This is a genomic window from Photobacterium panuliri (assembly GCF_059920555.1).
This window is the reverse complement of sequence record NZ_CP197193.1, coordinates 1,072,832-1,086,848: the sequence shown is the minus strand read 5'-3', so window position 1 is coordinate 1,086,848 and position 14,017 is coordinate 1,072,832. Positions and strand designations below refer to the sequence as shown.

Here is a 14,017-nt window from a genome sequence, read left to right as displayed (position 1 = left end):
CAGCCCGAATCCTGTTTTTTCTGGGTAGCCTAAGCTATTCCTAGGTGTCATTTATCTTTTGTTGTGTATGATTAAGTGCTATAACTGTCTGTAAATACAGAACATTAGGAATCACGGATGGGGCTGAATTTCATTCGGGCAGTCGGCGTAGTATGCGTAGGATTGCTAGGGGCCGTAAATGCACAAGCCAATACCCTCGAAGGGGGGACTTGGCAGTGTAGCCGCGAACAGGCCCAAGAGAGCGATTTAGTGGAATGGACAACCTATCGTTTTGATGCTGGTGGAACGATCGCGTCCCAAGAGTGGTTTAGGCAGAGCGAGAACAATAGCGTGGCGCTTGAGTTTCTGCTTAACGTCGATTACCAGTATTTCCATAATGGTGATGAGTACGTACTTAAGCCCACTAAGCTCAGTCGTGAGCTGCGGGCTGACTTGTACAAGATAGATCCTTTCAATGCCGATGCGCGTCGAGACTTGATGGGGTATCGGATCTTTTTCTCCCCTAAATTTGTTGATGCAAACCACGCTGTGTTTGAGATGCGGCACCATATAACCCCCGACCAGCGCTTTAGCCTCAACTGTGTTCGACGCGCCTAGTCATTGAATCCCATCATTAAAAACGACACCGCTCCAGCAGGGTTTCCTGATACTGGTGCGGTGTCTGTCCTCGCTGGCGTTGGAATGCCTTGCTGAAACTCTGTACATTGCGGTAGCCAAGGGATTGGGCGATCTCTTTGACGGGCATGCCTGTTTGCATATATTTAATGGCCTGATTACAGAGCACATAGCTGGTAATTGAGGTGAAGCTCCAGCCAAACTGGTGTAACCGCCGTTGTAGCTGCTGCTTGGAGAGCTGAAATTTCCCCGCGACGAAATCCAGAGAGGGATAACCGTAGTAGCGCGAATAGTTGATCATCTCGTACATGACCTTGGCGGCATCGTGGGGCTGTGGCATGTTGAGAAACTCGTCCATATCGAGGTTGGATAGCATAATGGGACGGTTGAACTGGAATGGTTGGGTATTTCCGTGTTCCAGAATAGAAATATCGATCCAGACTTTGGTTTTGGGTGCATTCCAGCGAATAGGGCAACCGAAATACTCCTCAAAAGCCACCGCGTCACAGCGGGGTCCACTAATTTCCACTTTCAGCGGTGAATAGTTTTCGCCCATAAAGTAACGCACTGTGTTGGTCAGCATGATGGCGATCCGCAAGCTGTCATGAAGTCGGCCTCTTCCGCTCGAAAAATGGTTGTCGTAACACCACTTTATCAGTCTGCCGGATAGTTCCCCGTGAAATGTCGCTCCCGATTGTAGGCATGAAGTGCCGTAGTTAATACGGCGGAACGACAGCGCCAGCTCAGGGGTAGAGAGGAACCAGTTACCGAGCCTGTCCATGTTGTCGAGCTTGAGCCACGGTGCGATTTTGGCCACATAGCTGGGATCGCCCAGCTCGGTTTCGATCTGCTCAAGCCAGCGGTTGACATCGTGGTAGGGCACAAGGGCCATCGGCTCGGCCGCGAGGGATGCCGGGATCCCTAATTGGGTGTAATCGACCCCGAGTTGTTTGTTGACTGCCTGAAGGAAGGGCTTCAAAAACAAGGTGCGGGTAAATGCTGCGTCAAATATGGGTTGGGGAGCCGGCATAACAAGTGCTTACAGATAGAAATGATTTGATGGATAGATTACATCAATATTTGTAGTTTTTTGAGCAAAACAATCCACGATAAGTACGCCCATCACATTTCCACAGACAATAAGCCTCATAAAAACAACGTATTATATTCATAACATTGCTTAATATTCGGAGAACATTATGAGTCTCGTCAGCATGCCTTTTGTTGATAGCGGGGTAGATACAGCGCTCCATGTTGTCGCTGCCATTATTCTAGTCGGTTCGGTGGGGGCTGCAATTTATGGTTTCTGGCGTATCCATGAGTTACCTATCCAGAAAGCCCACAAGAAAGAGCATCACCAGTTGGGGTTGATAACAGCCCTGACTTGGATTGGATTTATCTGGCATTGGGTATGGGTGCTTGCAGTGATTATCGCCTTTGTCGATGGTGAACAGGCGCTTCGTCGCATCCGTGATATCTGGCATGGCGACGAATCAGAAGAAGAGCAACCTGATGCTGCTAGCATAAAGCATCGCCATACGGCCGCTGATTATGCGGTGAAGCGTGAAGAGGAGGCGGAGAATGCTTGAGGGTTTGGCTGTATGGTCATTGTTTATCTATTTGCTGCGCATGGTTGGCATGCCGTGGAATAAATTTACCAAGTCGTTTGCCTATCTGGGTGGAGCCGGTTGGTTGGTGTTTGTTTGGATTGGTTTGATTACCTTTGCCCCGATGGATATGTCCGGTGGGTCGGTGGTACAGGCACCGCATATTCAGTTGCGTCCGGGGTCGACCCAGATCAAAGGTCAGGTGGATGAGATTTTTGTTCGCCCTAATCAGCGTGTCACCAAAGGGGAGCTGATATATACCTTGGACGACGAACCTTATCGCATTGCGCTCAATAAAGCCAAGGCGGCGTATCAGGCCGCCGAGGTGGCGTTGTCGATAGCCAAGGAAGATGTGCGGATCGGGCATGAGAACTATCAGGCGGCGCAGAAAGATATCGAGATCAGTAAAAACAAGCTGGTCGCCGAGCAAGAAGATTTGCAATGGAAGCAGACAACCTTGCAGCGTTACCTGCAACAGAACAAAGCGGTTAAGCATACCATTACCGAAACTCAGATCGATGAGCAGCGAACGGCGGTAGAAGTCGCAAAGGCCAATGTGGTGACGTTGCAGTCGCAAATCGACAAGGCACGAGTAGTCGCGAATCGAGCCATGTTGGATTACGAAAAAGCCCAGTTGCAGGTTAGTAGCCGTGAGGTTGATGTTGCCAAGGAGCAAGAGAATGTCGCTCAGGCGCAATGGAATTTGGACAATACCCAAGTTCATGCGCCAGCTGATGGCTATTTGACCAACTATATCATGCGAGAAGGCCAGTATGTCGGGGTTGTGCCTCGCATCCAGATGTACACCGATGAGAAGTACGTATTGATGCGGGTTAACCACCAGGCGATACGCAATGTCAAAGTCGGCCAGCGCGCTGAATTTACCTCGGCGGTTTACCCGGGCAAGATTTTCAGCGCTGAGGTGGAGGGCATTATCGAAGCGACCGGTGAAAGTCAGGGGAACTTGATTGGCCGAGACGATAATGTGCGCCAGACAACGGGCCAGAATGCGATGAACAAGCATCATTTCGTGAGACTGAAGTTGCTTGAATCCGGAGAGTACGACATCCCGGTAGGCTCTGTCGGTTTGGCTTGGATCAGTGCCGAAAAACCTATCGCGTTCTTGCAGTTCCTCGACGTTATACGCGGCATTATCATCCGTATGAAATCACAAATATTCTACGTGTGGTCGATGTAATAGATACTCCCCAGTGACCTAAAGGTGTCGAGCAGAACATCTAGGCGTCGCTGGGTATGAACACTGCTTTCTTTTCTACGTTAATGCTGACCGTAGTACTGCAATCTTCTTTATGGGGGTTGCAGTTTTTTTTATCTGTCTAGTCATAGCGGAGATAGTCTCTTGAGCTTGTAGGGGGATAGGGATAGAGTAGCGGCCAGTTGGCAAAGTTAGGGAACGGATTACGCCCAATGCAGCGGAACATGACAGTATTGAAAACAGCCTTTTGGATAGGGGCTGGCTATTTTTTTGCGCCAGTATCAATGGCAGGGGAATTGGCGGCCGGAATCTGGGCGGGGGACAGTCCCGAACAGGTTGCCACGGTGGCAGATGGCTATGAGTGTTCGCTATTGCTGGCGGGGGACGGGCAGCCATCGCCATCGATAGGCGAGCGCACCCAAGTGTACTGTTTCGATCAGGATCTGCCTCTCGGGATCCGGGATGGCCAGAGTCGGGTGTATTTTGACGGGAACAAGGCATCTCGGCTGGTGGTGGAGTATCCACTTTCCGTATCGACTTACACCTCGGTACTAGCCTCTCTTCGCCGCCAAGGGTTTGTGTTTGTCTCGCTGGAGGTAGCTGATGAGAGATTGGATGTTCTGGCGGGCTTGCAGTCGCTTGATGCCCAGACCCTCGATAGCCAGCTTTTTGCATTGGCTAACCGTTACGATTACCGTGTATCACGCCGTTATATGATGGTTGATAACAATAGCTACCGACGTGCCCAGCAAGCCGGCATTACGAATGTGCAAGATTTGCTGAACGGTATGCACAAAACACAATATTCTGGTTCACAAGTGGCTGAGCTGGTGGTGTCCGATGGTGTCTTAGCGGTAACGTACCAGTAATAGAGACGTAGGATGAGAGGTTCTAATCCTGCCGTAGTTTTTTGTCTGCTGAAATTGGGGTGGGAAAGCGTTTGACCACCCAATAGGTTGAAATGATAAAGGTTGTCATGGTGGTGATCTGAATAAAGGTCGCTGCGTTTGACGATAAGATTTCGGCTTGTATCGCCGCATAGGCCACTAAAAAAGAAAACTCGCTGGCTTGGCTGAGGCGGGCGCTGAGTTCATTGGTCAACGGCCCTTTTTCATGGGCCTGCTTGAATGCCGTTGTAAATCCCCAGAATTTGATTGCGACTAATCCAATGCCATACCCAATGCCCAATAAGGTATAGAAGTTACTGTGGTAGATATCCATCTTGGCACCGATGGCGAAAAAGAACAGGATAAGGAAAAACTCCCGCAACGGTTTGAGATGAACCGCGATGGCTTGAGAGACCTTGCTGACAGCAATAGAAATTCCCGCAATAAATGCCCCGCTCTCATAAGACAACCCCACTTGATGTCCAAGCTCTGCCCATAGCAGGCACCACGCCAAGGTGGTGACAAAACTGTACTCCTGAATCACATCAAAACGTTGGAACAACGGCAGGATAATGTACCGGACCCCGACGAAAGCTAAGGTGGTGATCAGGGCAAATTTGCCGAGCATCCAAACAAAACTCAGCCACATGGCATTACCATCGCCCATGTTCAGAAAAATGATGACACAGATAGCCAGGATATCCTGCACCAGCAAAATACTGGTCATTACCTCCCCCATATGTTTGTGGTGCAAGGTAGTTGTCGGAATAAGCTTAAGGCCAATTACCGTGCTTGAGAACATCATGGCCGCAGCAACGACGAGCGAGTCTGTCAATGACAGCTGGATAATCAAGCATACGGCGAGGGTGATAGCAAAGAAAAATCCACAAGTCCCGAGGGTGATCAGGGCGCTTTCCTGAAAGAGCAGGATTAACTTCTTGGGCTGGAGATTGAGTCCGATCAGGAAGAGCAGCAGGATCACGCCGAGATGGCCGATTTGGGTAATATTGTCGGCATCGGTAATGAGGTTGAGCCCTTGGGGGCCAATCAGGATACCAGCGGCAAAGTAGGCAAGGATGATCGGTTGCCGCGCATACAGAAACAAGGTGCCAAGAAGCGCCGCGCTGATAATGATAGCGCAGAGTTGGAATATCAAGGAGGCGAGGTCGATTTGCATGGCATACCGTTTCTATACATTCACCTATTACAGTGTGGTCTATGATAGGGGGCTGGTGTCTGGTCTTTTTTATTTGAAGGGTATGTCGATAACTGGGTTGAAAGCGCTGCAGACGCCTTTGCTAAGCGTCGGGTAATCCGCTAGTCTTGGCCTCACAGAATAACAGTGCAGATAACTGCTTGTTTTACTAATAATAGAATTCGTTTGGCGGGGCGCATCAGTGAGTGAAAAATCAACGGTTGTCATCATTGAAGATGAACAGGCTATTGCCGAGAACCTGATCCACGTATTGGAAATGGACGGCTATCACCCGGCATGGTTTGCCACGGCAGGTGAGGGATTGGCATATCTGAGGGCGAACGATATCGCTTTGTTGGTGCTGGATGTCGGTTTGCCGGATGGCAATGGCTTTGAGCTGTGCAAGACTATCCGCGAGTTCTCCGATGTGCCGATTATCTTTCTCACTGCGAGAAATGATGAAATCGACCGGGTTGTCGGTTTGGAAATCGGGGCCGATGATTATGTGACAAAACCCTTCAGTCCGAGAGAAATGCTGGCGCGGATCAAGCTACGGATTAAATCACGCGCGGCTGTATCTGCTGAGAAGCCTCAGTCACGGCCTGATAGCGTTCAGGCAGATGTGCTGGTGGCGCAGCAGTTTGATTATTGCGTCAATGGGCAGATGTTAGGTCTTACCGCCGTCGAATATAAAATACTGGATCGGCTGGTGTCCGTTTCGGCCAATATACTCAGCCGTGAACAGTTGATGATTGCCGCCGACATGGCCCCTGAAGCGGTTTATGAGCGTAATATTGATTCTCACATCAAGGCTATCCGCAACAAGCTCAAGCCTTTTGGGCTTTCTGACCGCATTTGTACCAAGCGTGGTTTTGGTTACTTTTACAGTGTAAAGGGTGAGTGATGACGCGCTGGCCGAGGATCCCGCTAGGGTTACGACTGTTTTTCCTCTGTTTCATCTTGGTGGTAATAACAGCCTACATGGTAAGCAAAACGGTGATCCATGAACTGAAGCCGACAGTCCGCCAAACAACGGAAGAAACGCTGGTGGATATGGCGAACCTGCTGGCAGTACTGGCAGAGGAAGATGTAGCCAGCGGGCGCATTGCTGAAAGCCGTTTTGCCGTCTTGTTAACCGCTTATGGCAATCGTGAGCCGCAGGCCAAAATTTGGGATGTGGGTAAAAATACAATCAACCACCGGATTTATATTACCGATAAAAACGGCATAGTGATTGCCGATTCATGGCAGAAAGACGTGGGCAAGGACTATTCGGAGTGGAATGATGTCTACCTGACGCTGCGAGGTCAGTATGGTGCTCGCAGCACGGCTGAAGATCCAAATGATCCGTTGTCGTCTGTTATGCATGTTGCCGCGCCGATTTATCATAATGGTGAAATTATCGGCAGTGTGACGGTGGCAAAATCTAACCGTTCTATCCAGCCTTTTATCGATCTTTCAAAGCGCAATGTTCTGTTTTGGCTAGTTTGGATGAGTGTCATCATTCTGGTTGCCGGTGCACTGTTTGCGTGGCGTACGCACAGTGCCTTGAATAAGCTTGAAAATTACGCGCTGAAAATGGGGCAGGGTGAAAAAGTGGCCAAGCCGACATTCCGTATTTTTTATGAGTACGACACCCTGAGTGACGCGTTGGAAAACATGCGCAACCAGCTCGATGGCAAGCAGTATGTCGAGGAATACGTGCAAACCTTGACCCATGAGCTAAAAAGCCCGCTTTCGGCAATCAAGGGGGCGAGCGAAATATTGCAGATGCCACTGCCACAAGAGAAAATTGCCCGTTTCGCCAATAATATCGAGCGCGAGAGCGATCGTATGCAGTCTTTGATCGACAAGCTATTGGAATTGGCCCGGCTAGAAAAACGGCCGCAGCTTGAAACCTTGGTACCGATCTCCCTTAATGATGCGGTGGATGAGGTGGTGCAGGCATCCGATGCTCGGCTAAGTGCTAAGGCAATTATCTGCAACGTGGCGGTTGATGAAGGCGCTATGGTGCTCGGTGACAGTTTTCTGTTAAAGCAGGCCCTGTTTAATTTGATGGATAATGCGTTGGATTTTGTCTACCAAGGTGGTGTCATTGAATGGCAGGCAACACGTTCCAAACAGGGTGTGGCACTGTCTGTGAGTAATACCGGCCCGCAGATCCCTGATTATGCTATGTCGCGGTTAACGGAGCGTTTTTATTCATTGGCCCGTGAAAATGGAATGAAGAGCACGGGGTTAGGACTAAATTTCGTTGAGCAGGTTGTCAAGTTGCATAGAGGGCAACTTGAGATAGCTAACCAAGATAACGGTGTAAAAGTTACCTTGTTTTTTCCTTCTGTTTAGATTTGGGTATTCCGCCCTATACTGGGAAGAATAAAAGCAAGCGGGAACATTCAGAGTTAGTTGTGGGGATAGGTGTTGAGCACCTATCCTTATCTGTTATGTATTATTTTTTATTCAATGAATTAATTAAATAGTGCTGTTGTGAATTTTTCAACTGGAATAGGAAGAAGATCCTGTGGATGATCACCACCAAAGGTAGCTAGACCACTTTTTCCATCAACAATAGCTGATTTAATCTCTGCCTGAGTATCAACATCAATAACTGAAATTTTTACTGTCACCTTGTCCGGTTTTGCTGACCATTCTGTTGCACGATCTTCCCAATGCATTATTGTTGGATAGAATAAATAATCATAGCCACCTTGTTTGGCAGAAATTAAAGCATCATTAAATAACTCTGGTTGTTTTGCAATTTCAACGTTATTTAGTCTTTTAAGCAGACTTGATTGAATGGTTTTGCTTAACATATTACCTGAACCAGTATAATAATGATTACCATATGATCCATCTTTTGATAGTGCAATATAGATAGAATTTGTTGAATTAATTTTTGTTGATACATTTGATTCAGCAATATTTAAATTATGTGAATCTGCACATCCCCAAAGCGATGAAAGACATGCGGCTATAATTATTTTTTTCATATATCCCCAATATTATTGAATGCATGATGAATGACAAGGATTAGCTCATATCCAGATATTGATATACTTGGAAAATCTTGATAAGTTATCAAGATCACTCTTTATCTGCGATATCGATTTTCTTTGATATAACACTTCATTATCAACGGCGAGGATACCAAAGGCAACAGTTTGATGCACCAATAATATCATGATTAAAGATGTTTATTTTTTTGCTAATTTCCGGCTTGTAGAAAAAATCTGAGGTAGTAGGGTTTTCAGCTTAAATAGATCGATATCATCATGATGATAATAGCGGTTATTTTCATAATAATTCAAAGTCTTAACATAGTAAGAGGGGAGGAGGCTTGTTCAATACTTCAGATAGGTATTGACTTAACCCACACGATATTTTCACTTGAGGTTGGAATCTCAAACCAAGACCAGAATAATTCGAGCATTTCCGGTGTCATTTCGTAAGACTTACCATTCCGTTTTGAGTTACGAGAAAATGCTCTCTGCTTACAAGTGTCGAAAGGAACATCTAGATAATGAACTTCACAGCTAACACCTACATTTGATGCCCAATCAGTAAAAGCATCCCGGTCAGCTTTACTCCAGAAACCAAAGTCAAAAATAACTGGAACACCTAAAGAAAACAGTTGTATTGCAGACTCTTTGAATAAGCCTTGAAGAGTAGCCAGTCGGTTATCAAAGACCTCGCGTTCCATATGTTCGCCATAGAGAGGGATCATCCATTCATCAATGGAAAATCTAAAGGCTCCATGTTTTTCTGCAAGAGCTTTGGAATAGGTCGTTTTACCTGAACCAATAAATCCACAGATGAAATAGATTTTAGTCATAATTCCTCTTTATCTTATAATCAATGATATTGATTGTGCTAAATATAAGTATCCACGGCCAATATTATATAGGCAAGATGGTGAACCAAAAAATAATATCAAGATCTAAGATTCGTGTAGAGTTTGCAATTTTTCGCCTAGTACTGTATAAATTGGAGCATCTATACTGGCCAAGTGAATATCACACTCGTATTGGCATAGTGAATGTATTTTTAAGGTACATAAACCATAATAATTTCAATGATATGACCGCCATCTGTCTCTAAAACTTTTGCCCCAAGAACTAGATCACTCGCGCCTGCGTCAGCCGTCCAAAGATCGATAAGTACATCCCAATGATTTCCCATCCACATACAAACTGAAGATTCCCATGCTTCATCGGGTAGAGGAATTAATGTCTCTCCATAGGCATCTATATTTTCTTTTATATATTCTGCGGTCTCTTTGGTAATCGGCTTAACATTTTCAAATCCTAAAGAGGGCATATAGGTACCATTAACAAAAGAATTTATAACTTTTGAGAATATAGGTCGCCAAGCACTGGGAATTGGATGTTGATTTTCATCATCCTTTATAATAGGCACATTGGTCATTTTTACTCCTTATCGTCCAACGCTATTTTAGCTATTGTTGCATACTTCATCTATTAATGCTTGTTTTAGGGTAATTAACGCATGTTTTTATCCCGTAACCACTTTTAATACAGTCAAATCTACGTTCATGGGAAGTGGATAGATTGCGAATATAATTTGGTTCTCCCCAAGAAGGTTTTTAGATATAGCATTTTCTGCCGGATACCCATACGAAATTCGAAGTAATGATCAAAGGTAACTAATGCCACATAATCTTCAGTATCGATGTAAGCCAACTTAACGACATGTTCATCAGTAAAAATCATTGGAGTTGGTGTACCAACCATAATTTCAGGGAATAGATTTTCTATTGGTATTAGTTTTGTGTTTATACTCTTGATTATGAATATATAGCCTCTCAAGCAGAGATAATACTCTTGTTAGTGTGAGCTCTAAGTGACTGTCATTTTTAGATATTAAAACTATAGGTGATAGTCTGTTTTATACTACTAGATATTACTTTTTTATACTTATTTGGTATTTCTGTGAAATTTGCAAAAGAATCTGGCTCTTGAAATTAATGAGATAGATTTCTTCGAAGAAAGCATTTTGCTAGGTATATAGCAATATCCAGGCTTTGCCTAACTTTATGAGTTTGGTTTTTGGCTAAACGTTAGTTTTCCATTCGCATGGAATAGCTCCTTCTTCGTAGCTCTTTTCTAAATAATCAATAAATTCTGATTTATAAGAAGCAACCTTGGCTTTATGAATTAACTCAAGATCATCCGAAATGTAAGAACAAATCTCATGGCTATTAGTAGCTTCTGATAACGTTATAAATATATTATTCGTATTGAATCTCGTTGCAGGTTCAGGTATTGCGGCATCTGCAGAGCACCAAGCGCAATCAAAAATATCAGAGTCTCTCTTATCTAATATTTCATCGAGCTCACTAGTAGACAACGTTCTTAAGTGATTAATTAATTTATTCATATTTTACGTATAGTATTACTTTTATTTAATTTTCTTATTAACGTTTTATCAAGTCAACAATAAATCCAATGAATCATCGATTATTGTTACTATGGAGTGAGATGTTCGTTTTTAATGGTGGATTTTTTGTAAAGACCCCGTCACATATTACTTTCATACCAAAACCACAGACTGCGCCATGTCCTGCAGTTTGAGAAACAATCGCTTTGTTTTCAGAAAATTTTATATCAATTATGCAAGGTTCATTATCAATATATACTTTATTATAACGAACAGCATTGTCATTTAACGCTAAAAGCGTTTTTACTACGATTCCAGAGTTGAAATTTGGTGGGCCATATTGGCAATCAAGTGATATGAATACACTATTTTGGTCATTTCTTTCAACAGTTAATGTTGAATAAATACCATCTTCTATATATTGCTTATATGTGCCATTTATCTCAAATGAACTGAAGCTAGGACAGCTAATGAAAATTATGCTGTAAAGTATTAATGTTCGAAACATGTATATTCCTAAAATTTATTGGAAATGACATAATGGGTGCTTTGTTGCACATTTAATCCTTAAGTGTCGATTCGCTGTTGTCGTTTGAAGCTGTTTTTTCTGCTATATAATCTATTCATGGTCCTATGTGCAATCTACCAATTGTATTGAAAACCATGGCCCTTCCTCATCGGCTATACCACTTTTTTCTATGTATTTTCTACATAGTTCCGCAGATTCAAACGTTTCACACAATCCTGTTTCAGGTATTACTTGGCCGGTTGCAATGGCGCATTTTTCGATAAGGCCATCTTGTATCATCCAGGACTCCCCAAGCATCCCTGATGAGCATTCGACTACCTCATACCCTAACGTTGGCCATTTTTCCGGAATATTGTTGCCCAAAAATAGCATCTTTAGTAATGCTCGCTCTCCAATAATGGGTTTGTTACTATCTGGAGTCCAACCATCGAGAAGGTCAATAGAATCTTGGGCTGAAAAACCGATGGCAATGATTCGAATAGACGGGTCATTTCTAAAAAATCGACGTTTTGCTTCTTTTGCGTCGCTAAGCGCATAGAATATGCTGACCCAGCCGAATTTGATCTCAAAAGCGCATTGAGCCCACTCTTTAATCTCTGTGTAACGTGCTATGGGTATACCAGTATTGATTAAATAATCTTCTTGTTTACGATTTGTATAGTCATTCCACCAGAATCCGGCTACGCCTGGAAACTGTGGGCATATATCAGCAGAAACACTGACATAATGTTTCAATCCAGAACTATCTGGGTTTACCTTTACTATGATAAAACCGCCTAATATCGAATTTTGGTTTGTCATTGCTACCTTAGACATAACAGCCGTATCAGTTTGTGCTTGTGATATCTATCAGTTCACCATTACCGAAGCCCTCATGATCAGCCACGCTAATCGCGAGTAGGTAAACATGGCTAAAATTTAGCTATTGACGCCATAGTCGTTTGTTATGTGTCTGTTGGTACGTCATCCCATGATTCGCCGAAGCCTGACACCCAACTCATGCCGTAACGACGCTCGTAAACAATACCAGAATCAAGCTCGTTTATATCGGGATCGTCTTCACCTGGTCGGTCGTTGTTAAAACCAAGATCTCGATCTCTAACACGCCAATGTTGGTGGTACAAAAAAGACTCCATATTGTCTATGGCTTCGCTGTCTCTTAATTCTGCACAGTTGAGAAATTCGTTTGTATTGCTAACAGCTTTAATAACTAGCTCATTTTCCCAAATATCAAACTGTTCATCAAAAGCGGGCATTTCATCCAAGCCTTTCAAGCACCAGAGTAAAGAAACAAGTGCCTCCACTCTCCAAGAGAAGTTGACTAGATCTTGGTGGTCTGGTCTTGGTGTGTTAATGAATTCAGATTCTAAGGTAGATAAATATTGTTCAATATTATTATTTTTGATCCATTTAATATTTTCTTCTGGAAAGTGTACCTTTCCTACTGAGGCAATTAATCCAAGGACCCGCTCTGCAACCTCTTTGGAGGTTCTAATTTTGATATCCTCTTCAATCTCTTCCATGGAATTATCTAATCCTATGATTTAGTGGGTGACACATAACGAATGACATGGGCTCCCCCTCATCAAGACTCTGCCACACTTGGTGAGTCTGAGTAAGAAAACGTTCGGTGGCCACCATGTCACCTTCTATCTATGGCATTGATTTAGCCAAACATTTCTTCAGTATCCACGGTGAGGATGCCAATGGCAACACCCTGATCCACAAAACAATATCTCGAGCAAAAGTACTTACATTCTTTGTCAACTTGCGCCTGCCATTATCGGAATGGAAGCCTGCGGCAGTTCCCATTACTGGGCGCGAGAATTAACCAAGCTCGGCCATATAGTTAAGATCATGGCATCCCCATTGTTGCGCACCAACGCGAACAATAAAGTGCTTACACCTGAGCCTGAAACTAATTAACGCTGATATAGCCATTCTATTTGAATCGTGCTTGCTACGATGTATGGCCAAGGGGACGCCAAGTTAGGCCTAGTCGCAGGCAGCAGTGAGACCACTGTAGGAGACCCTCAATGTGTGTTAAGTTTATTAATGCGTCTCAGATATATTGTATTTTTGCATAAATGCACTAGCACTAAAACATCCAACTAAGCTTCCCAAAGAGATCGAAAATGCAAGAATAAAAATTATGGTTTTTGGTATATCGCCATTAAAGATATTTCCTCCAAAAAAGTAAATTAACATAGATGAAACAAATATAAGGAATGAATGTTTATTTAAAAGAAAAAACCAGGGTATTTCAAACATTGCAAGCTCTCGGTGATCTTTAAACGTAAACAAACCGATAAAAACATATATTAAAGCCACGATGATTGCGATGAGGATCACTGATACTATATAGGGAAAGAATGGTTTATCTATAAAAATAATATATCCCATACGCCAAGAGTAAAAGAAAGATACCATCCAAAAAATAATAACTGGCCCGAGTATTAGTCCCATTTATCCTCCATGAACTTAATGAATGACATGAAATTCCCTTATCTAGACTCAGCCACTCTTGGCGAGTTTGAGTAAAAATACGTTCAGCGGCTATCATGTTACTTT

At 43.9% G+C, this 14,017-nt stretch carries 16 protein-coding genes and 1 pseudogene; 7 read left to right on the top strand and 10 right to left on the bottom strand.

The window, feature by feature from the left end:
• The first annotated feature begins 117 nt into the window (after positions 1–117).
• Positions 118–597, top strand: coding sequence for a hypothetical protein (locus ACSF8X_RS21275; RefSeq protein ID WP_500851365.1), 480 nt, complete (start codon positions 118–120; stop codon positions 595–597).
• 16 nt (positions 598–613) lie between these two features.
• On the opposite strand, the gene ACSF8X_RS21270 is transcribed toward ACSF8X_RS21275, so the two are convergent.
• Positions 614–1,645, bottom strand: a complete 1,032-nt coding sequence (locus ACSF8X_RS21270) for an AraC family transcriptional regulator (protein WP_047878938.1) — start codon at positions 1,643–1,645, stop codon at positions 614–616.
• 169 nt (positions 1,646–1,814) lie between these two features.
• Here ACSF8X_RS21270 and ACSF8X_RS21265 point away from each other — a divergent pair, with 169 nt between their 5' ends.
• The 3 genes from ACSF8X_RS21265 (at position 1,815) to ACSF8X_RS21255 (ending at position 4,307) form a co-directional block, all read left to right on the top strand.
• The gene (locus ACSF8X_RS21265; protein WP_500851364.1) at positions 1,815–2,204 is read left to right on the top strand and encodes an MFS transporter; all 390 of its coding nucleotides are present in this window, start codon (positions 1,815–1,817) and stop codon (positions 2,202–2,204) included.
• Entirely contained in the window at positions 2,197–3,420 is a 1,224-nt protein-coding gene (locus ACSF8X_RS21260) for an HlyD family secretion protein (RefSeq protein WP_500851363.1), read from the top strand. The genes ACSF8X_RS21265 and ACSF8X_RS21260 overlap by 8 nt, the downstream gene beginning before the upstream one ends.
• 242 nt (positions 3,421–3,662) lie before the next feature.
• Complete coding sequence (locus ACSF8X_RS21255) at positions 3,663–4,307, top strand: hypothetical protein (RefSeq protein ID WP_157037821.1); 645 nt, start codon at positions 3,663–3,665, stop codon at positions 4,305–4,307.
• A 22-nt stretch (positions 4,308–4,329) separates the two neighbouring features.
• Here ACSF8X_RS21255 and ACSF8X_RS21250 read toward each other — a convergent pair whose 3' ends face one another.
• On the bottom strand, positions 4,330–5,502 hold the full coding sequence (locus ACSF8X_RS21250) for a cation:proton antiporter domain-containing protein (RefSeq protein WP_047878935.1): 1,173 nt from the start codon (positions 5,500–5,502) through the stop codon (positions 4,330–4,332).
• A gap of 220 nt (positions 5,503–5,722) precedes the next feature.
• On the opposite strand from ACSF8X_RS21250, the gene ACSF8X_RS21245 reads away from it, so the two are divergent.
• Positions 5,723–6,424, top strand: coding sequence for a response regulator (locus ACSF8X_RS21245; protein WP_500851362.1), 702 nt, complete (start codon positions 5,723–5,725; stop codon positions 6,422–6,424).
• The gene (gene creC / locus ACSF8X_RS21240) at positions 6,424–7,866 is read left to right on the top strand and encodes a two-component system sensor histidine kinase CreC (protein WP_500851361.1); all 1,443 of its coding nucleotides are present in this window, start codon (positions 6,424–6,426) and stop codon (positions 7,864–7,866) included. Before ACSF8X_RS21245 ends, creC begins: the two co-directional genes overlap by 1 nt.
• A 122-nt stretch (positions 7,867–7,988) precedes the next feature.
• Here the strand turns inward: creC and ACSF8X_RS21235 are convergent, their stop codons facing one another.
• From ACSF8X_RS21235 to ACSF8X_RS21205, 7 genes are all read right to left on the bottom strand, one after another.
• Entirely contained in the window at positions 7,989–8,510 is a 522-nt protein-coding gene (locus ACSF8X_RS21235; RefSeq protein ID WP_047878932.1) for a DUF4823 domain-containing protein, read from the bottom strand.
• A 359-nt stretch (positions 8,511–8,869) separates the two neighbouring features.
• Complete coding sequence (locus ACSF8X_RS21230; protein ID WP_500851360.1) at positions 8,870–9,352, bottom strand: P-loop nucleotide/nucleoside kinase family protein; 483 nt, start codon at positions 9,350–9,352, stop codon at positions 8,870–8,872.
• Between the two features lie 212 nt (positions 9,353–9,564).
• Entirely contained in the window at positions 9,565–9,945 is a 381-nt protein-coding gene (locus tag ACSF8X_RS21225; protein ID WP_047878930.1) for a DUF7668 domain-containing protein, read from the bottom strand.
• Between the two features lie 645 nt (positions 9,946–10,590).
• The gene (locus ACSF8X_RS21220) at positions 10,591–10,917 is read right to left on the bottom strand and encodes an immunity protein PIM1 family protein (RefSeq protein WP_500851359.1); all 327 of its coding nucleotides are present in this window, start codon (positions 10,915–10,917) and stop codon (positions 10,591–10,593) included.
• Between the two features lie 73 nt (positions 10,918–10,990).
• Positions 10,991–11,425 carry a hypothetical protein gene (locus ACSF8X_RS21215; protein ID WP_500851358.1) on the bottom strand — a complete coding sequence of 145 codons (435 nt, stop codon included), beginning with the start codon at positions 11,423–11,425 and terminating at the stop codon, positions 10,991–10,993.
• Between the two features lie 123 nt (positions 11,426–11,548).
• Positions 11,549–12,262 carry a hypothetical protein gene (locus ACSF8X_RS21210; RefSeq protein WP_500851357.1) on the bottom strand — a complete coding sequence of 238 codons (714 nt, stop codon included), beginning with the start codon at positions 12,260–12,262 and terminating at the stop codon, positions 11,549–11,551.
• 128 nt (positions 12,263–12,390) lie between these two features.
• Entirely contained in the window at positions 12,391–12,969 is a 579-nt protein-coding gene (locus ACSF8X_RS21205) for a DUF4272 domain-containing protein (protein WP_047878926.1), read from the bottom strand.
• A gap of 116 nt (positions 12,970–13,085) precedes the next feature.
• Here ACSF8X_RS21205 and ACSF8X_RS21200 point away from each other — a divergent pair.
• A pseudogene (locus ACSF8X_RS21200) lies at positions 13,086–13,312 on the top strand (IS110 family transposase); the annotation flags it as partial.
• 186 nt (positions 13,313–13,498) lie between these two features.
• On the opposite strand, the gene ACSF8X_RS21195 reads toward ACSF8X_RS21200, so the two are convergent.
• Entirely contained in the window at positions 13,499–13,912 is a 414-nt protein-coding gene (locus ACSF8X_RS21195; RefSeq protein WP_500851356.1) for a hypothetical protein, read from the bottom strand.
• Between the last annotated feature and the right edge of the window lie 105 nt (positions 13,913–14,017).

Excerpts from the sequence above, each read along its gene's own strand:
- ACSF8X_RS21275 (WP_500851365.1), top strand. The coding sequence starts at position 118 with ATGGGGCTGAATTTCATTCGGGCAGTCGGCGTAGTATGCGTAGGATTG.
- ACSF8X_RS21270 (WP_047878938.1), bottom strand. The coding sequence starts at position 1,645 with ATGCCGGCTCCCCAACCCATATTTGACGCAGCATTTACCCGCACCTTG.
- ACSF8X_RS21265 (WP_500851364.1), top strand. The coding sequence starts at position 1,815 with ATGAGTCTCGTCAGCATGCCTTTTGTTGATAGCGGGGTAGATACAGCG.
- ACSF8X_RS21260 (WP_500851363.1), top strand. The coding sequence starts at position 2,197 with ATGCTTGAGGGTTTGGCTGTATGGTCATTGTTTATCTATTTGCTGCGC.
- ACSF8X_RS21255 (WP_157037821.1), top strand. The coding sequence starts at position 3,663 with ATGACAGTATTGAAAACAGCCTTTTGGATAGGGGCTGGCTATTTTTTT.
- ACSF8X_RS21250 (WP_047878935.1), bottom strand. The coding sequence starts at position 5,502 with ATGCAAATCGACCTCGCCTCCTTGATATTCCAACTCTGCGCTATCATT.
- creC (WP_500851361.1), top strand. The coding sequence starts at position 6,424 with ATGACGCGCTGGCCGAGGATCCCGCTAGGGTTACGACTGTTTTTCCTC.
- ACSF8X_RS21235 (WP_047878932.1), bottom strand. The coding sequence starts at position 8,510 with ATGAAAAAAATAATTATAGCCGCATGTCTTTCATCGCTTTGGGGATGT.
- ACSF8X_RS21230 (WP_500851360.1), bottom strand. The coding sequence starts at position 9,352 with ATGACTAAAATCTATTTCATCTGTGGATTTATTGGTTCAGGTAAAACG.
- ACSF8X_RS21225 (WP_047878930.1), bottom strand. The coding sequence starts at position 9,945 with ATGACCAATGTGCCTATTATAAAGGATGATGAAAATCAACATCCAATT.
- ACSF8X_RS21220 (WP_500851359.1), bottom strand. The coding sequence starts at position 10,917 with ATGAATAAATTAATTAATCACTTAAGAACGTTGTCTACTAGTGAGCTC.
- ACSF8X_RS21215 (WP_500851358.1), bottom strand. The coding sequence starts at position 11,425 with ATGTTTCGAACATTAATACTTTACAGCATAATTTTCATTAGCTGTCCT.
- ACSF8X_RS21210 (WP_500851357.1), bottom strand. The coding sequence starts at position 12,262 with ATGTCTAAGGTAGCAATGACAAACCAAAATTCGATATTAGGCGGTTTT.
- ACSF8X_RS21205 (WP_047878926.1), bottom strand. The coding sequence starts at position 12,969 with ATGGAAGAGATTGAAGAGGATATCAAAATTAGAACCTCCAAAGAGGTT.
- ACSF8X_RS21195 (WP_500851356.1), bottom strand. The coding sequence starts at position 13,912 with ATGGGACTAATACTCGGGCCAGTTATTATTTTTTGGATGGTATCTTTC.